Origin of the sequence: Pseudomonas brassicacearum (assembly GCF_003732175.1) — a bacterium.
Lineage (GTDB): Bacteria > Pseudomonadota > Gammaproteobacteria > Pseudomonadales > Pseudomonadaceae > Aquipseudomonas > Aquipseudomonas brassicacearum_G.
Window position 1 is genome coordinate 184,836 of record NZ_MOBI01000028.1, and the last position, 17,789, is coordinate 202,624.

A 17,789-nucleotide genomic window follows, 5' to 3' on the forward strand; every position below is an offset into this window, starting at 1 on the left:
AAAGGGATTTATTTGTGTTGGGTTTGTGTTGGGTAATAGTTTTTTTGTGTCGGGTTCGGTTTTTCGGGGGGTAGGGCGATGATCGAGGCAATGGAAGTGCTGCTGAAGCACTGGGGCGAGCAACTTCGGAGTAATGGTGAGGTGGGGGGCATGGGTAGCCCGATGGCAACCATCATGCAGTGGGGCGGATGTGCACCGCGCGGCACTCCCGGATCTCGGATCATTATGGGTGCTGGTGCGGGGCCTGATGCAGTTGCTCAGGAAGTCGGTGCGGCTCTTTCCGAGATCGCTCGACAAGATGGGCGGGGAGAAAGGCTGCAACAGTTGGCAGTCTTGCGCTACGGCGACGACCCGGCGCCGACCTGGATTTCGCAAATGCATGAGCTGGGGTATGTGTCCAAGGCGAAGCAAACCTACTACGACCTTGTGCACAGTCTTCATGTGCGACTCTTTGAGGTGTTGGCTGAACGCAAAGATGCACGCAAATGGCTTACCGCTGGTCGGGGCGTTTTACCTCAAAGTCTCCTCAAAGTTGCGTCAAAGTTGCGTCGAGCCGGTTAACCGAAAATGCCCTCTTTTCGGTTCCGTACTCAGGGGGTAAAAAGTCACCACGATATGAATTCTGCGCCTCGGCGCTTCCCCCGAGCACGTGCTGTGCACCGTCCTGGCAAGCGCCTCGACACTGAAAACCCTGCCCTCCGGCGGGGTTTTCTTTTTGTGTTTGGCGCGCTCTTTCACTTGAGGCACAACATGACAAATGAGCAGCAAGCGCTGGCAGAGATGCCGATCTGGTTAGTGATCGTCCTGGCCTTGGTCGGTGGCGTATCCGGTGAAATGTGGCGAGCAGATAAAGACGGGGCGCGGGGCTGGGCATTGTTGCGGCGCCTGGCGCTTCGGTCCGGTGCCTGCATTGTCTGCGGGGTGTCGGCGATGATGCTGATGATCGGCGCGGGGATGACGATCTGGACGGCCGGCAGCTTGGGTTGCCTGACCGCGATGGCCGGCGCTGATGTCGCCATCGGGTTGTACGAGCGCTGGGCTGCCAAACGGTTGGGCGTCATTGAAATGCCCGCCGAATCTAATCGTTCTGAATAACTCTCACCAGCCACTCATTTAGCAGGTCTCCAGCAATGAATGAATCCAGGCAGCAGCAGATGCTTGCAGGGCAATCTTCCATCGCTCAAAAAATCTTTAGTTATGTACCCATTCAATCATGCTGGGCCGCTCGTGATATTCACGGCGCCGTCCTGGCGGCCAATGTCAGTGGCGCATCTGCCTATGCTATACGCCGCGCTCTTGGTGAGCTCAAAGATGCCGGGCTGATCAGGGAGCCAGTCGGCGGAAAGTTTCAGCGGGCTGTAGCCACACCCAAATCCAAGAAGGAGACAACCATGCCTCAGGTATCCAAGCAGTCCGTTGCATCGACCAAAACAACCGATGGCGCGCTGGACGTATTGGCAACCCTGTCGGGTGAAGTGGTGAGCCTGTCTGAGGAGTTCAGCAAGCGCATGAAGGCATTGGCTGGCCGCATCGAAGAGGTAGCCCTGTCGGTAGAGGCTGAGCGCGAAAGTAATGCTGAAGCCATCGTCAAAGCCAAGCGACTGCAAGAGGCGTTGCGAGAGTTTGCGTAAACCCCCGCCTTTGCGTTCCGGGGACGGCCTAGCTCTCGCGTGTCCTCGAAGTGCCACCCCGCAGGTGGCGGGCAGGGGTAGGCGCACCGGTTTGGGGCGCCGAAAACCGCCGGGGACCCTGGGGTTATTCGGAGGGTACGGGGTCGGAAACCCGCGGGAAAGTGTTAGCGGCAGGGTTGTCAGCTTACTGAAATTCAATCCATTGAAATTGAAAGGTTCCCATTGAAAAGCCGTTGAAAGGAGGGCTTATGACAGAACCAATGTACCTGTCAAAGAGCGCCTTCGCGGCTCGGATCGGCAGGGCGCCAAGCTACATCACCTGGTTGAAAAACAACGACCGGCTGGTGCTGACCGCCGATGGCAAACAGGTGGATGTGCTGGCCAGCGAAGCGTTGATTCGCGACACCGCTGACCCCTGCAAGACCGCCGTCGCTGATCGACACCACCAGGACCGGCTTCAGCGTGACGTTTACAGCCAGTTATCCAGTCAGGTCGAGCCGACTTCAACGGCTGCGCCGCCGCCCGCGATCACCCCTTCGGGGCAACTGCCCGATTTCCAGAAGGCCCGTGCACTGCGCGAACACAACCTGGCACAGCTCGCCGAGATCGAGTTGCACAAGGCCAAGGGCTCTCTGGTCGCCATGTCAGCGGTTAAGACCGGCGCCTACAACGCCGGTCGCATGCTGCGCGATCAGCTTTTTGGCATGCCTCCGCAGTTGGCCCCCGAACTGGCATCCATGACCGACCCTTGGGAAATTGAAAAGCACCTGACGGCGGCGATCCGCCGCTCGCTGGAAGACGCCGAACGCATGTCTTCAGCGGACCTTGAACACGCACTGACCACGAGTTAAGCCCATGCCCACAGAAATTCCTGACGGTGCAGAGGTGTACCGCGAGGCGTATTTCCGTGGGCTACGGCCCGACCCGGATGTCTGGATCGATCAGTGGGCCGATGAGTACATGCGGATTCCGCGTGACACCGGCGCCGCTGAGCCGGGCCAGTACCGCACCTCGCGCACGCCGTATGCCCGCGAGCCGATGCGCTGCCTGTCGCCGGCTCACCCTTGCAAGCGCGTGATCACCATGGTCGCGTCGCAACTGATGAAAACGCAGATCGGTCTGAACTGGATCGGCGGCCTGATGCACATGGCTCCGTCGAACATCCTGGCGCTGCTGCCAAGCCTCGGCCTGGCCAAACGGGTGTCGTCGCGGATCGGCAAAACGATCAAGGCCACGCCTGTACTGCGGGAGCGGGTGGCGGCCAACCGGTCGCGGGACTCGCGCAATACCATGGATACCAAGGAGTTCGAGGGCGGTACGTTGTACGTCACCACCGCCGGCTCGGCGGCCAACCTGTCGGAGTTATCGGCGCGCTACGTTTACGGCGACGAAATCGACCGGTGGGAAGTGGACATCGGCGAGGAGGGCGACCCCATCGAACTGGCGGAAACCCGTGGCAGTACCTTTGGCCGCAACGCCAAGTTCTACTTCTCCAGCTCGCCGACGATCAAGGGCGCCTCGCGGATCTCCGACCTGTTCGATGGTAGCGACCAGCGTCACTACTACGTGCCATGCCCGACTTGCGGGCACATGCAAATCCTTGAGTGGGAACGGCTGCACTACTCGAAGGACTTTAGCTTGGTGCATTACCAGTGCGCCGGACCTGAATGTGATGTGCTGATCGAGGAGTATCACAAGGGCGAAATGCTCGCCAACGGCGAATGGCGGGCGCACGCCGAAGGCGACGGCGAGACCGTTGGCTTCCACCTCAACGCGTTGTATTCGCCGTTGGGTTGGATGGACTGGAAGTCGCTGGCCAAGCAATTCGAGAAGGCGAAAAAGGCCCAGGCCAAAGGCGATCTTGAGCCCATGCAGGTGTTCTATAACACCCGTCTGGCGAAGGTTTGGGACGCGGCTCAAGAGCAAACCAAAGCCGACGTGCTGAGACAGCGGGCGCGGTTGGAAACCTTTACCCTCGGCTCACTGCCGGCGGCGGTGATGATGATCACCGGTGCCGTCGACGTTCAGGCCAATCGCCTGGAGTTCATGGCCATGGGCTGGGGGGCCGGTATGGAGCGCTGGGTCGTGGACTACCAAGTAGTCTCGGGCGATCCTGCAGACGAGCGCACCTGGGCGGCGCTGGATGAATTGCTCAAGGCTAAATATCGCCATCCGTGCGGTGTCGGTCTTGGCATTCTCGCGGTGGCCGTCGACTCCGGTGGTCACCACACCGATGAGGTCTACCAGTTCTGCCGCGTTCGTCGCTGGCGCAACGTGTTCGCCATCAAAGGTGCGAGCAAACCCGGTAAGCCGGTCATTGCTCAACGGCCGTCCATGGTCGACGTGACCTGGAAAGGCCAGACCGAACGCAACGGTGCTGAACTCTGGTTCGTGGGTACCGACACGGCGAAGGACTGGATCTACAACCGCTACCCGTTCGAATCCGGGCCGGGCGCGTTGCACTTTGCCAATGACCTGCCGGACGACTTCTTTGACCAGTGCGTCGCGGAGCGCAAGGTCGCCCGCTATGTACGGGGCCACAAGCGCATCGAATGGGTCAAGGGCAAGGCCGAGCGCAACGAAGCGCTCGACCTGATGGTGTATTGCCTGGCCATGGCGCATTACCTGGGCCTCAACCGCTACAAGGAACATGACTGGGAGCGCGTGCGTCAGTCCCTGGCGCAGTCCGGACTGTTCGACGAGGCCCTGGGCATCAAGCCTGTTCAAGGTGAACGGGTCGATGGTCCTGGTCCAGCAACACCTGCTCGGCAACCGGCTCCACCACCCGCTGTTCCGGTCGTGCAACCGCGCCCCGCAGCAACACCACCTCAACGCCGCAGCTCCACCAGCGGTTACCTTAAGAGACGCTGATATGTCATTTACCCAGAAGCACCTCGACGCGGTTGAGGCGGCCATCGCTCGCGGTGAAAAAACCGTGCGCTACACCGACCGCACCGTGGAGTACCGCACGGTCGATGAGCTGCTCAAGGCTCGCGAAGAAATTCGTTCGTCGCTGGTCAACGCTGCTGGACCGCGCTCGCGTGTGGTTCGGCTGTACCACGGGGGCAAAGGACTCTAATGGCCCGCCATTTCCCTACGCTAACCCGTAACGGATTCGTGTTGCCGTCGAACATCAAGGCCAGTTACGAAGGCGCCGGAGAGGGCCGCCGCTCCACTGGTTGGGATGCTCCCGACAACGGGATCAACAGCATCAACACCCCGGCACTGCGCAACCTGCGGTCGCGCTCCCGGGCAGCGGTTCGCAATGACCCGTATGCCTTCAACGTGATCGACAAGCGCGTCAGCAATTTGATCGGCACGGGCATCACCCCTCGGCCGACGACCGATGATGACGCTTTACGCAAGTTGCTGCAGGAGCTGTGGGGTGATTGGGTCGATGAGTCAGACGCCGATGATCGTACCGACTTCTACGGCCAGCAGGCTTTGGTGGCACGCACGGTTGAAACCTCGGGCGAGTGCTTTGTGCGGCTGCGACCGCGAAGCCCGGACGAGGGCTTGGCGGTTCCGCTGCAGCTCCAGATTCTGGCGCCGGAGTTCGTTCCGCATGACAAGTACGAGAGCACCAAAACCGGCAACACCATCCGCGCCGGGATCGAGTTCAACCCGGGCGGCAAGCGCGTGGCGTACTGGATGTACCTGTCGCATCCGCGCGATGCGGCGTCGCTGAACGCCGGCTACAACCAGTTGGTCCGCGTGCCGGCAGCCCAGGTGCTGCACATCTTCGAGCCGGTCGAACCCGGTCAGTTGCGTGGGGTGCCACGATTGTCGCCGGTGCTGAAGCGTCTGCGCAGCCTGGACAACTACGACGATGCCGTGTTGTTCCGCCAGGAGGTGGCCAACCTGTTTGCCGGCTTTATCAAACGGCCTACGCCGGAGTCTGGACCGGTACCCAGAGATCCGGTGACCGGCGCGCCGCTGAGCCTGGATCGTGATGGCTTCACGCCGATGGTCGCCCTTGAACCCGGCACTATGCAGGAGCTCGGGCCAGGAGAAGAGGTTGAGTTCTCCAAGCCCCCGGATGCAGGCAATAACTACCCGGATTTTATGCGGCAGCAACTGATGGCTGCAGCCGCAGGATCGGGCACGCCTTACGAGATCCTCACCGGCGACATGCGTGGGATCAACGACCGAGCGCTCCGTGTGGTGCTCAACGAGTTTCGGCGCCGCCTGGAGCAACTGCAATTCAGCGTATACGTCCACCAGCTCTGTCGCCCGGTGCGGGCTGCCTGGATGGACATGGCGGTGTTGTCGGGTGTCCTGGTACTAGACGACTACGCGCAGAAGCGCCGCGACTACCTGCGTACCCGCTGGGTGCCGCAAGGCTGGGCCTACATCCAGCCGGTGCAAGACGTTCAGGCGAGGCGGATGGAAGTACAGGCCGGGTTCGGCTCTCGCAGTGAAATGTGTCTGCGAACCGGCTACGACGCTGAAACGGTCGATGCGGAAAACGCCGCCGATCTGGCACGGGCTACAGCACTGGGCCTCAACTACAACACTCTCGACGCCGTCCAGCCAATCGACGACAAGGAGCAACCATGAGCAAAAGAGCGCAACCGCGCATTTACAACAGGGCTGGCCAGCGGGTGCAGGTGCAAGACAAAACCTGGTATGCCCTGCAAGCCAGCGGGGAGGCCGCCGAGCGAGTTTTCGAAGTCTTCGTTTACGGCGAGATCGGTGCCTGGGGCATTACCGCCAATCAGTTTGTGCAGGATCTGCGCGCCATGGACGACGGCGTCTCGCCGGTGATCGCGGCGTTCAACAGCATCGGCGGCGATTTGTTTGACGGGCTGGCCATGCACAACGCGCTGTCGCGTCTGGGCGAGCGCTGCACCGGCCGCATTGATGCTCTGGCGGCGAGTGCAGCCAGCGTGGCGGTGTGCGGTGCACATAAGGTGGTGATTGCAGCCAACGCCATGTTGATGATCCACAACCCATGGACCTATGCGGCTGGGGACGCCGAAGACTTCCGCAAGGTGGCCGACGTCCTTGATCAGACGATGGAGGCGATCATCGCAGCCTACAAGGCGAAGGCGCCGGATATCGATGAGGTCGAACTGCGGCGGCTGGTCGCCGCTGAAACCTGGCTCACCGCCAATGAGGCCGTGGCCCTGGGCCTGGCCGATGAAGTCGGCGACGGGATCAAGGTCAAGGCCTGCCTCGGCCAGGGTGCTGTGTTGCAGCGTTACCAGCACGCACCGGCTGAATTGCTGGCCCAACTCGACGAACCACCCGAAGCGGATCTGGAGCCAGAGCTGGAACCGGTCGATCCACCATTGGTGCCGCCGGTAGTCGATTCGGCCAAGTTGGCATTGATGATCACCCAGCGTTGCACGGCGGCGGGCATCAGCAATCTGGTCGAGCCGCTGCTCAGCTCGACCCAGCTCGAAAGCGAAGAGATTGTTCTGGCCGGCCTGGCCCGTGCCAAGGCGGTGAATGACCTTTGCGTGGCGGCACGCTTGCCGGAATTCAGTGCCGAGTATGTCGCGGCTGGCTTGGATGCTGCGGCGGTTCGGGCACGTCTGTTCGACAAGATCGTCACCAGTGGCAAAGGCTTTGAAATCGACAACAGTTTGCCGCTCGACAACGACCCTGCACCCAAGGTGCTGGCCAAACAACCTGATCCAACCTCGATCTGGGCTGCTCGACAAATCGCTCAGTCCGGAACTGCGCACGGCGCTAAAGGAGCAAGACAATGACCATCAAAAAAGAGCCGATCCACGCAGGTGAATTTCTCCTGTCCGAGGGCGCCGGGAACATTTCGCGGGAATCGATCAACGTTGCGGCAGGCCCGGCGCTGGAGCCCGGGCAGATCCTCGGTCTGGTCACGGCGACGGGCGAGTTCGCGCCGTACCACCCGACCGCCGAAGACGGCACCCAGACCGCCGTGGCGATTCTCTTCGGGCCTCTGGGGGCGTCGGACATCGTGCGCCGTGGTCGCGCTGTCGTGCGTTTGGCTGAAATCAGCGAAGCGCATCTGACCGGGCTGGATCTCGATGCCGAAAAGGCTCTGGCCACCCATTTCCTGATCGTTCGTTAAGACGCTCAGTCACGTTTACCCAGCCCGCCTTGAGCGGGTTTTTTCATTTCTGGAGAGTACCCATGGCCGAGATCGCCATTTTTGACGACGAAGCGTTTACCGTGACCGCGCTGACCGCTGCACTGAATGATCAACCTTACCTGCCGGGTCGCATCAGCGCCCTGGGCCTGTTCCGCGAGGAGGGCATCACCACCCTGACCGTACAGATCGAAAAGGACGGTGACACCCTGGCGCTGGTGCCGGCCGGTGAGCGGGGTGGCTCTGGTCTGGTGGTCGCGGCCAGCAAGCGCAACTTGATCCCGTTCAACACTGTGCACTTGCCGGAACGCTTCACCATCAAGGCCGACGAGATCCAGGGAATTCGCGCCTTCGGTACTCGCACCGAACTGCAGGCGGTGCAGGACGTGGTCAATACCCGACTGGCCAAAGCACGGCGTCAGTTGGACGCGACCCATGAGTTCCAGCGCATGGGCGCGCTCAATGGTTTGATTCTCGATGCCGATGGCCGGACACCGCTGTTGAATCTCTATGATCGCTTCGGTGTGGAGCGTCAGACGTTGTCCATGGGCTTGGCCGACAAGAGCACAGAGTTGCGGGTCCAGTGTGTTGAGGCGTTGGACATGCAGGAGGACGCGCTCGGCAGCGTGACTAGCACCGGTTCCCGCGCGTTCTGCGGCAAGCACTTCTGGAACAAATTGATCGTTCACCCCTCGGTCACCGAGACCTACCTCAACAGCCAGCAAGCGGCGTCCTTGCGCGGTGACGCTCGGGAGAGCTTCGAATTCGGTGGCATCATCTGGGAGCGCTATCGTGGAAAGGTAGCTGGTGTGTCTTTCGTCCATGACGACAAGGCGCTGCTGGTCCCTGAAGGTGTTCCTGATTTGTACATCTCGGTGTTCGCACCGGCCGACTACATGGAAACGGTCAACACGCAGGGTATCCCGTACTACAGCAAGATTGAACCGATGCAGTTCGGCAAGGGTATGGCCGGTGAAGCCCAGTCCAACCCGCTGCACCTGTGCACCCGTCCTCGGGCACAGATCCTGCTGGAGCTCTGATCGTGGGCTTTCGCGACCTGGTCGCCGAGGTCGATGCAGTGGTGTTCGAAACGTTGGGCGACACCGCACGGATCGAGGGTCGCGAAGAACCGGTGTTCGGAATGTTTGCCGCGCCCTGGCTGCAGCCGAAGTTCGGCAAGCTCAACACCGGGCTCCGTGAGCCTCGGTTCGAAATCCGCGTCAGCGATTCGCAAGGCCTGGAGCCGGGCCTATTGGTTCGTATCGATTTGCCTGTCTTGGATGGCGGTGGCGATTACGATCTGTTTCAGCTGGAGCCGAGCGGCGACGGCCTGGTCGCCTTGATCCTGAGGTTGCGTCCATGAGTGTCGGTAGCCATTTCAAACCCTCGGCCGGCGGCGGGATGATTTCTATCCAGTCCTCGGCCACGGACCTTCAGGCGTTTCAGGACTTTGCCAAGCTGGTGCCCAAGGCGGCTGCGACGGCGCACCGACGCGCGATCAACAAGACGTTGGGGTGGTTGCGCACGCACATCGCCCGGGCCGTCAGCCGACAGGAACGGATCGCTGTCGCGGCGGTGCGTCAACGGTTGCGCAGCTATCCGGTTTCCGGCGGGGCTTCGAGCGGCAAGCTGTGGTTTGGGCTCAATGCTATCGAGTCGAGCCGGATCGGCCGAGCACGGCAGACCGGCAGCGGCGTGTCGGTGGCGGGGCGGCGTTACCAGGGGGCGTTCCTGAAAAAGGTCTACGGCAACAAGCCCGACATCTGGATTCGTACCGCGAGCAAGCATTTCAATGCGGACGACTATCCCGATAGCACGGTGTCACCGGGTCGCGGGCCGAGCTCGGGGTGGGTTGCGGAAAATGGCAGTCGCTTTCCGTTAGCCAAGGCGAAAGTCTCTCTGGAGCAAGCTCGGCCGCACTTCGAAAGCTGGGTTCAAAAGGCGGATGAACGCCTGCTGGAGATCCTGAAACAGGAACTCAACTTTGAGTTGCAGAAGTACCTCAAGAGGATAGGCAATGTCTGACGAGCCTTTGAGCCTGGACCAGCTTTATCAGGCTGTTGAACAACATCTGACGACCCATCTGCCAGGCGTGCGGGCTGTGACGGTATGGCCGAACATTTCGGACCGCGTTGCGTTGCCGGCGGTGTTTCTGGAGCTGGCCGAGATTGAGCCAGGTCCGGACATCGGCACGGGCGAAACAACATTGGTGTGCAAGTTCGAGGCGCGCATCATCGTTGACCCGATCAAGCCGCACCATCAACGGCATGCCGTGCAATTAGCGACCCAGCTCGCCGTGTTGCTGCGCGCACAGACGTGGGGGTTGTCGGTCGATCCCGCCGAGTTCGTACAAGCGCAGCAGGACTGGACCCAGCCGGCGCTGGATGGCTACACCGTCTGGCTGGTGGAATGGACTCAGCAGGTGTACCTCGGCCCCGAGGAATGGCCATGGCCTGATGAGCCGCCGGGCTCGTTGTTGTTTGGCTTTAACGGCGACCTCAAAGAGGGCTTTGTCCCGGCGGAGGACGTGTGAGCGGCTACGTAACCTCCCAGCACGACCGGATGCTTGCGGGGATGGTCAAGGATTGCTTTGTGGTGGCGGTCGATCTGGCCGCCTCCCCGCCGGTGTGTCGGGTTTCGGATGGCGAGTGGACTAGCGCCTGGGTGCGCTGGCACAGCATCGCCGCCGGCAAGGCCAGGCACTGGCGGGCGCCGTCCATGGGCGAGCAGGGGACTTTGGTCAGTGCCAGTGGTGATGTGTCACAAGGCACGTTTATCCCGGGCTTGTACGGTAATGCCGGCCCGCCGCCGGATAACCGCGACCATGTGGAAGTCTGGCGCTTTGATGATGGCGGCTCGCTCATCTACGACTGGCAGGCCAAGAGCTACTCCATCAACCTGCCCAGCGGTACGGTGACCATCAAAGTCGCCAGCACGGAGGTAGTCGTCACCGATAGCGCCGTTACCGTAACGACCGGGAATATCAATCTGAAAGCGGCAGTGGCCATCGACGGCGCCTTGCACGTCACGAAGGGCATCACCAGTGCCGGCGCGATCATAGACGCCGGTGGCAACAGCAACCACCACTCGCATTAATTTCAACTCACGACAGCCCGCCCAGTGCGGGCTTTTTCATGCCTGGAGAAACACATGGCCAAGATTGTCGACACGCTTGTCACCGACGAACAGGTGTCTGCATCACCGATGCGGGAACCGCTACTGCAAACGACACCGGAGCGTTTGAAGTTTCGCGACAAGGTCTATACGTCGCGGTTGCTGATCGTTCCCGACACTGACCGCACCCTGCCGGTGAACAAGGGGGTGGTAGAGGTACCGGTGTCCGATACCGACGCCGTCAAGTTCCTGAAAGCGAACGAAGAATTCGAACCGCTGAAGGAGTGATGTAGATGATCGGAATGGATCGTCACACCGGCCAGCCCATTTCCGGCATCGCGCACTTGCGGCAATCCGTTCCAGACATATTGGGTACGCCGTTGGGCAGCCGCCGGCATCGACCGGATTACGGCAGCCAGCTCCGGCGGTTTGTTGACTTGCCCGTTAACGAGGGTTGGAAAAGCGCCGTACAGGCTGAAGTCGCTCGCGCCTTGGGGCGTTGGGAGCCACGTTTGAAACTGGATCAGGTGCGCGTCCTTTCCGTTATCGGGGGGCAAATCAATCTGAAAATCGTCGGGGAGTACCTGGGCGACGGAGTCACGCTGGAGGTAGCCGTATGAGTATCGTGGATCTGTCGTCGTTGCCGGCGCCGACTGTGTTGGAGCCTCTGGACTTCGAAGAGGTTTATCAGGAAAAGCTGGGTGTTTTTCGCGGGTACATGGGCGGCAACTGGACCGCCGCGCTTGAAAGTGATCCGGTGGTAAAGGTGCTGGAGGTCGGCGCTTACATCAAAGTCGGCAACCGCGCCCGGGTCAATGACGCCGGCAAGGCGGTGCTACTGGCGCACGCCATACGCGGCGACCTCGATCACTTAGGGGCCAACGTCAATCTAAAACGGCTGGTCATTCAAGCCGAGGATCTGCTGGCGGTGCCGCCGGTGCCCGAGGTCAAGGAGGACGACGACCCGTTTCGTGAGCGTATCCAGTTGGCCTATGAAGGGCTGACCACGGCCGGCCCGCGTAACAGCTACATCCTGCATGCGCGTAACGCTTCGGGGTTGGTGGCAGATGCCACGGCTGAAAGCCCGGCGCCGTGTTACGTGACGGTCACGGTGCTGGGTTTGGACGGGGAAGGGGTGGCGCCACCGGAGTTGCTGGCCACAGTGGCCGCCGCGCTGAATGACGACGACGTGCGGCCGGTGTGTGATCGGGTGACGGTGCAGAGCGCCCAGGTGATCCGCTACCAAATCAACGCGATTCTGCACATGTCCAGCGCCGGCCCCGAAGCGGATGCCAGTTTGGCCGAGGCGAAAAGTCGATTGGCTGCGTGGATCAATCCGCGTAAACGGCTGGGCGTTGAGGTCGCGCGGTCCGGCGTCGACGCTCAGTTGCACGTTGCCGGCGTATCTCGGGTTGAACTGGTCGGATGGCAGGACCTGGCCCCGACCAAGGCGCAGGCGGCGTTCTGCACGGACTACACCGTGAAGCTGGCGGGCTGATATGAAAAGCCTACTGCCGATCAACAGCACGCAGCTGGAACGGGCCATGGAGGCCGCGTTTTTCGAGAAAACGATTGTCCCGCTACGCGATCTCTACAACGCCGATACCTGCCCGGTGCATTTACTGCCGCATCTGGCGTGGGCCTGGTCAGTGGATCGCTGGGACTACCGATGGACCGAGGCGACCAAGCGCGCCGCCATCAAAGCCTCTTATTTCATCCATGCCCACAAGGGGACCATTGGCGCGCTGCGCCGTGTGGTCGAGCCCCTGGGCTACCTGATCGAGATTATCGAGTGGTTCAAGACGGTGCCGGAAGGCATCCCGGGCACCTTCGCGCTAAAGGTCGGCGTTCTCGAAACCGGTATCACTGAGGAAATGTATCAGGAGCTTGAGCGCCTGATTGACGACGCTAAGCCCGTCACGCGGCACCTGACGGGGCTGGCGATCAGCCTCGAAACTCAAGGTGCTTTGAATATCAGTGTCGCCCTGTACGAAGGCGATGAAATCGACGTTTACCCGCCAGTAATGCGTGACATCGAGGTCACCGGGACTATCGGTGTGGTCGGACGCGAACACTCTATAGACACCCTGGACGTTTACTATGATTGATGCGAATTCGCAGTTTTTCGCGATCCTCACGAACGTGGGGATGGCCAAGCAGGCGAACGCCGATGCGCTCGGCATTCCCTGGAAGTTCACCGAAATGGGCGTAGGTGATGCCAACAACACCGACCCTATCCCCAGCGCCGCGCAAAAAAAGCTGATCAATGAGTGGCGTCGCCGTCCACTGAATCAGGTCCGGGTTGACCCGGTCAACCCGGCAGTGATCATCGCCGAGCAGATTATTCCGGCCGACGAGGGTGGGCACTGGATTCGCGAAATCGGTCTGTATGACGCGGACGGGGATCTGGTGGCGGTGGCCAACTGTGCGCCGAGCTTCAAGCCCGTGCTGTCGCAAGGCTCGGGCCGCACGCAAGTCGTGCGCATGAACTTCATCGTGGCCAGCACCGGGAACATCACGCTCAAGATCGATCCGGCGGTGGTGCTGGCAACCCGTGAATACGTCGATACTCGGATCATGGAGGAGCTGTACAAGCTCGACAATAAACAGTCGGTACGGGTGGCCACCACGGCCAACATAGCGCTGGCGGGCCTGTTGACCATTGACGGCGTTGCGTTGGCGGCCGGTGATCGGGTGCTGGTGAAAAGCCAGTCCGTCGCTAAGGACAACGGCCTGTATGTCGCGGCGTCTGGCGTGTGGACACGCGCGGCGGATGCCGACACCAATGCCGAAGTAACTTCAGCACTGCTGGTTTCGGTCGAGCAGGGCGCCACGCAGGCCGACACGAGTTGGCAGTTGGTCACGGATGGGGTGATTGTCCTGGGCGCCACGGCCCTGACTTTCCAGGACGTCACTCAGGGGTATGCGCCGATCAACTCCCCAGCCTTGCTGGGCGCTCCAACGGCCCCGACCCCGGCTCAGTTCGATAGCGGTACGAGGGTACAGACAACGGCCTTTGCAAAGCGAATGGGTGTGGAGTATTCGGGCTTCTCCCCGCTGACTGCCAGTACCGCGTTGGGGGCTTCAAGTGTTGGCGGGATTGTGGCTGCCGCATCCGCTACGCCGATCAACATCACGTTACCACCGACCGCCGGGGTTCCTGAGGGGGCTACGGTCGAGGTGGTTAACGCTGGCGGTGCGGGAGTAACTGTTCTGCCGTCAGGGTTGGACGTGTTGGCATCTCCAGTTGCGGGGGTGATCAATATCGTCTTGGGCATGGGGGATAACGCCGAGTTCGTTAAGGTGTCGGGCACCTGGCGCTTGCGTGGTGGGTCCATGGCCCTCAAGTATGCGGCTGTGATGGCCGGTGCAAACTGGACAACGCGGCCGCAGTTTGATAGCGGCAAGTCGCTCGCTACGACGGAGTTTGTTAAACGTTCCCTCGGGAGTTTTGGCGGAGGTGCCGGCGTTTCCGTAAGCCGGGTGTTGACCGGCGATGACATCGGCAAGCGACTGGAGTTGGCAGCGGGCGTCACGGTGACGTTGCCTGACTCTTCGTCTGTACCTGACGGGTCTGCGGTATTGATATCGGCAGGACCAGTGTCCACCACCTCGCGGGTGACTGTCGCCGCGGGGGATCAGTTGGCAATGAACAACATTTCCGTGGCAGTTCCTTACACGCTTTCCCCTGGAGGGGACTTTATAGCCATACGTGAGGCCAACGTGTGGCGCTGTCACTTCGGCAGCGAAACTCTACGAACGTCTCCACTCTTTGCCGCCTCGTTCGGCACGACGGGATATTCAAAGTCACCTAATGGGGATATCGAAATGTGGGGGTTGACGGGTGGGGCGGTGCCGGGGAACTTTGTGGGAATTACATTCCCATTTGCGTTCCCGAACGCGTGTCTGAATATCCAGCTGACCTACGTCGATTCAGGGACGCAGGCGCCTGCAACGCGCGGTGGCCCCGTACAGGTCGGTAACTTCACGAAGACGGGATTTAACTATTCCCACTCGGGCAGCAGTAGCGGCGCTCAACATTTCTGGCGCGCCAAAGGTAACTAGGGGGTATTTATGAATCATTTCTGTGCGGCTGATGGTGGGTTTTACAGCTTGGAGTTTCACGGCGTAATTCCAGTTGGCTGCGTTGAAGTCTCTGATGAGGGCTATCGGGCGTTACTGGCTGGCCAAGAGCAAGGTAAGCGGATAGTGGCCGGGGATGATGGCTTTCCAGTGCTGGTTGATCCACCGCCGCCCAGTGATGAGGCGTTGGCTGCTATCGAACGGGTTTGGCGGGATCAGCGCCTATCTGAAACGGATGGTGTTGTTTCGCGCCACCGCGATGAGTTGGAAGGTGGGGGCACTACAACGCTGACTCTTGAGCAGTACGCCGAATTGCAGACGTACCGAAGTGGCCTGCGCAACTGGCCGGAGGCGGGAGAGTTTCCGCTGATTGAGCATCGTCCGCCGGCGCCTCTTTGGTTGGTAGATCAGCTCCAATAAACGCCCCGCACTGACGGGGCGTTTTCTTTTCCGTTACGCGCAACACAAACACCTCTCACAGCCTCGCTTATGCGGGGCTTTTTCGTTTCTGGAGATTGAGCTTTATGAGTTTCTTTCACGGCGTTACGACCACCGATGTCAAGACTGGTGCGCGCACCATTTCGTTGCCGTCGTCTTCGATCATTGGGCTCTGCGACACCTTTACCCCGGGCGTTCTCGGTGGTGGCACCGCCAAGGCCGGCGAGCTGAAATTGATCACCACCGAGCGCGAAGCCATTGCCGCCTTCGGCGCCGATTCGGCGATCACCAAGGCCTGTAAGGCGATCTACAGCAAGGCAAAGGCGGTGATTGTCGCCATTGGCGTGCCCAAGCTGGAAGACGCCGCGCTGCAAACCTCGGCGATCATTGGCGGGGTGTTGGCATCAGGGCAGCGTACCGGCCTACAGGCCTTGCTCGATGGCAAAAGCCTGTTCAACGCCCAGCCGCGGCTGTTGATCGCTCCGGGGCATACGGCGAAGCAGGCGGTGGCCACGGCGCTCGATAGCCTGGCGCAGAAGCTGCGGGCTATCGGCATCATCGACGGGCCTGGCACCACCGATGAGGCCGCCATGGCCTACGCCAAAAACTTTGGCAGCCGCAACCTGTACATGGTTGACCCCGGTGTTCAGTACTGGGACACCGACCTCAGCAAGACGGTCGACGCACCGGGCTCGGCCTGGGCGGCGGGCTTGTTCGCCTGGACCGATGCGGAATATGGCTTTTGGGCGTCGCCGTCGAACAAGGAGTTAACCGGCATCACTGGCACGACCCGCGCCGTCGAGTACTTGGACGGCGACGAGACGTGTCGGGCCAACCTGCTGAACAACGCGAATATCGCGACGATCATTCGCGACGATGGCTACCGCCTATGGGGTAACCGCACGCTGTCGAGCGATCCGAAATGGGCATTCGTCACCCGCGTTCGCACGCTGTTCATCCTCATGGATGCCGTGCAAGCCAGTCACAAGTGGGCCGTTGACCGCTCGATCACCAAGACTTACGTCAGTGATGTGACTAACGGTCTGAATGCGTTCATGCGCGACCTGAAAGCCCAGGGCGCGATTATCAACTTCGAAGTGTTCCCGGACGCCGAGCTGAACACGGAAAGCCAAATCGCCCAGGGCAAAGTCTATTGGCGCATTCGCTACACCGACGTGCCGCCGGCGGAAAACCCGAATTTCCTTTTCGAAGTCACCGATCAGTGGATGACCGAAGTTCTTGAAGCAGCCTAAGGGGCCTAGTCAATGATTCCTCAAACTTTGTTTAACACCAACCTGTTTGTCGACGGGGTGAACTTTGCCGGTGACGTGCCAAGCCTGACGCTGCCCAAGCTGACCACCAAGACTGACGAGTATCGAGCCGGTGGCATGGCCGGTGCCATCGAGATGGATCAGGGACTTGAAAAGATGGAGGCGTCCTTTGTCACCAAGGGCGTGCGTCGTGAGTCGCTGAAGCACTTCGGCCTGGCCGATGGTACGGCCTTCAATGCCACTTTCCGGGGTGCTTTCAAGGGGCAGAAGGGGGCGATTATTGCCGTTGTCGCCACCCTGCGCGGGCGCCTCAAAGAGGTCGACCTGGGCGACTGGAAGGCCGGCGACCCGGCAGAGATCAAGCACGCGATTGCGGTGACCTACTACAAGCTCGAAATCGACGGTCGCCTGATGTACGAAATCGACATGGTCGCCGGCGTTCAGGTGATCGACGGCAAAGACCAGCTCGCCGAAGTGCGCACCGCGCTCGGCCTCTAAGGGAATAGATCCAGATGACTCAAGTAAACGATAAAAAACTGCCGGAATGGCTGTCGATCACCCCTGAGCGCGCCGTCGTGACGCTCTCGCGCCCAAGTGATGCCAATGGGGTCAAGGTCGATACGTTGACCTTGCGAGCCCCGGCCGTACGCGAAGTGCGGGCGGCCGACCGGGCCTCGAATGGTGATGACGAGCAGCGCGAGCTGATGTTGTTCGCGGGCTTGGCCGAGGTGGGCCTCAAGGATCTGGAAGGCCTGAAGCTGGTGGACTATCGCCGTGTACAGGCGGCCTATTCGCGCCTGGCGCCTGATACCGACTACTCGACGTCGATGCCGGCGTGGCTGTCGGTCACCACCGATAACGTTATGGTCACGCTGTCGTGCCCGAGCGAAATCAACGGCGTGACGGTCGATAAGTTGGCCCTGCGTTCCCCAACCGTTCGCGACGTTCGTTCGGCGAATCGTGAGGCGGGCGGCGATGACGAGCAGCGCGAGCTGGTGTTGTTTGCCGAGCTGTCCGGTGCGCCTGTCGCGGATCTGGAGGGCCTGAAGCTGGTGGATTTCAACCGCTTGCAGGCCGGCTATTTTCGTATGGACCAAGACAACGGGGTTTGACCCCGGCGTCATAAAAATGGCCGCGAAACGTTTGGCGGCGGAAACCGGATTTTCCGCCGCCGAG

23 protein-coding genes are annotated in these 17,789 nt (G+C 60.8%); all 23 read left to right on the forward strand.

Annotation, left to right across the window (positions count from 1 at the left end; translation table 11 throughout):
* Window positions 1-90: 90 nt before the first annotated feature.
* The gene (locus BK658_RS25330) at window positions 91-561 is read left to right on the forward strand and encodes a hypothetical protein (protein WP_259740135.1); all 471 of its coding nucleotides are present in this window, start codon (window positions 91-93) and stop codon (window positions 559-561) included.
* Between the two features lie 189 nt (window positions 562-750).
* Entirely contained in the window at window positions 751-1,095 is a 345-nt protein-coding gene (locus tag BK658_RS25335) for a phage holin family protein (protein WP_123584684.1), read from the forward strand.
* A gap of 35 nt (window positions 1,096-1,130) precedes the next feature.
* Window positions 1,131-1,631, forward strand: coding sequence for a hypothetical protein (locus BK658_RS25340; RefSeq protein WP_123584685.1), 501 nt, complete (start codon window positions 1,131-1,133; stop codon window positions 1,629-1,631).
* 248 nt (window positions 1,632-1,879) lie between these two features.
* Window positions 1,880-2,482 (forward strand): terminase small subunit, encoded by a 603-nt coding sequence (locus BK658_RS25345; protein ID WP_123584686.1) that lies wholly within the window; start codon window positions 1,880-1,882, stop codon window positions 2,480-2,482.
* 4 nt (window positions 2,483-2,486) lie between these two features.
* Window positions 2,487-4,502, forward strand: a complete 2,016-nt coding sequence (locus tag BK658_RS25350) for a phage terminase large subunit family protein (RefSeq protein WP_123584687.1) — start codon at window positions 2,487-2,489, stop codon at window positions 4,500-4,502.
* 1 nt (window position 4,503) lies between these two features.
* Window positions 4,504-4,710, forward strand: a complete 207-nt coding sequence (locus tag BK658_RS25355; RefSeq protein ID WP_123584688.1) for a phage head-tail joining protein — start codon at window positions 4,504-4,506, stop codon at window positions 4,708-4,710.
* On the forward strand, window positions 4,710-6,191 hold the full coding sequence (locus BK658_RS25360; RefSeq protein WP_123584689.1) for a phage portal protein: 1,482 nt from the start codon (window positions 4,710-4,712) through the stop codon (window positions 6,189-6,191). Before BK658_RS25355 ends, BK658_RS25360 begins: the two co-directional genes overlap by 1 nt.
* Window positions 6,188-7,348: a head maturation protease, ClpP-related gene (locus BK658_RS25365; protein ID WP_123584690.1), complete on the forward strand. Its 1,161-nt coding sequence runs from the start codon at window positions 6,188-6,190 to the stop codon at window positions 7,346-7,348. Before BK658_RS25360 ends, BK658_RS25365 begins: the two co-directional genes overlap by 4 nt.
* On the forward strand, window positions 7,345-7,689 hold the full coding sequence (locus BK658_RS25370) for a head decoration protein (RefSeq protein ID WP_123584691.1): 345 nt from the start codon (window positions 7,345-7,347) through the stop codon (window positions 7,687-7,689). Before BK658_RS25365 ends, BK658_RS25370 begins: the two co-directional genes overlap by 4 nt.
* 62 nt (window positions 7,690-7,751) lie before the next feature.
* Window positions 7,752-8,747: a major capsid protein gene (locus BK658_RS25375; protein ID WP_123584692.1), complete on the forward strand. Its 996-nt coding sequence runs from the start codon at window positions 7,752-7,754 to the stop codon at window positions 8,745-8,747.
* A 2-nt stretch (window positions 8,748-8,749) separates the two neighbouring features.
* Complete coding sequence (locus BK658_RS25380; protein ID WP_123584693.1) at window positions 8,750-9,070, forward strand: head-tail joining protein; 321 nt, start codon at window positions 8,750-8,752, stop codon at window positions 9,068-9,070.
* Window positions 9,067-9,732: a hypothetical protein gene (locus BK658_RS25385; protein WP_123584694.1), complete on the forward strand. Its 666-nt coding sequence runs from the start codon at window positions 9,067-9,069 to the stop codon at window positions 9,730-9,732. Before BK658_RS25380 ends, BK658_RS25385 begins: the two co-directional genes overlap by 4 nt.
* Entirely contained in the window at window positions 9,725-10,240 is a 516-nt protein-coding gene (locus BK658_RS25390) for a hypothetical protein (protein ID WP_123584695.1), read from the forward strand. Before BK658_RS25385 ends, BK658_RS25390 begins: the two co-directional genes overlap by 8 nt.
* Before the next feature lie 29 nt (window positions 10,241-10,269).
* Window positions 10,270-10,803, forward strand: coding sequence for a phage baseplate assembly protein V (locus BK658_RS25395; protein WP_123584802.1), 534 nt, complete (start codon window positions 10,270-10,272; stop codon window positions 10,801-10,803).
* Window positions 10,804-10,857: 54 nt separating this feature from the next.
* Complete coding sequence (locus BK658_RS25400) at window positions 10,858-11,109, forward strand: hypothetical protein (protein WP_123584696.1); 252 nt, start codon at window positions 10,858-10,860, stop codon at window positions 11,107-11,109.
* A 5-nt stretch (window positions 11,110-11,114) separates the two neighbouring features.
* Window positions 11,115-11,441: a GPW/gp25 family protein gene (locus BK658_RS25405; RefSeq protein ID WP_123584697.1), complete on the forward strand. Its 327-nt coding sequence runs from the start codon at window positions 11,115-11,117 to the stop codon at window positions 11,439-11,441.
* Window positions 11,438-12,319 (forward strand): baseplate assembly protein, encoded by an 882-nt coding sequence (locus BK658_RS25410; RefSeq protein ID WP_123584698.1) that lies wholly within the window; start codon window positions 11,438-11,440, stop codon window positions 12,317-12,319. Before BK658_RS25405 ends, BK658_RS25410 begins: the two co-directional genes overlap by 4 nt.
* A gap of 1 nt (window position 12,320) precedes the next feature.
* Window positions 12,321-12,929, forward strand: a complete 609-nt coding sequence (locus BK658_RS25415) for a phage tail protein I (protein ID WP_123584699.1) — start codon at window positions 12,321-12,323, stop codon at window positions 12,927-12,929.
* Window positions 12,922-14,886, forward strand: a complete 1,965-nt coding sequence (locus BK658_RS30425; protein ID WP_259740136.1) for a phage tail protein — start codon at window positions 12,922-12,924, stop codon at window positions 14,884-14,886. Before BK658_RS25415 ends, BK658_RS30425 begins: the two co-directional genes overlap by 8 nt.
* 9 nt (window positions 14,887-14,895) lie before the next feature.
* Entirely contained in the window at window positions 14,896-15,324 is a 429-nt protein-coding gene (locus BK658_RS25425; protein ID WP_123584700.1) for a phage tail assembly chaperone, read from the forward strand.
* A 104-nt stretch (window positions 15,325-15,428) separates the two neighbouring features.
* Window positions 15,429-16,595 (forward strand): phage tail sheath subtilisin-like domain-containing protein, encoded by a 1,167-nt coding sequence (locus BK658_RS25430; RefSeq protein WP_123584701.1) that lies wholly within the window; start codon window positions 15,429-15,431, stop codon window positions 16,593-16,595.
* A gap of 12 nt (window positions 16,596-16,607) precedes the next feature.
* On the forward strand, window positions 16,608-17,111 hold the full coding sequence (locus BK658_RS25435; protein WP_123584702.1) for a phage major tail tube protein: 504 nt from the start codon (window positions 16,608-16,610) through the stop codon (window positions 17,109-17,111).
* 14 nt (window positions 17,112-17,125) lie between these two features.
* Window positions 17,126-17,725, forward strand: a complete 600-nt coding sequence (locus BK658_RS30860; RefSeq protein WP_123584703.1) for a phage tail assembly protein — start codon at window positions 17,126-17,128, stop codon at window positions 17,723-17,725.
* Window positions 17,726-17,789 lie beyond the last annotated feature (64 nt).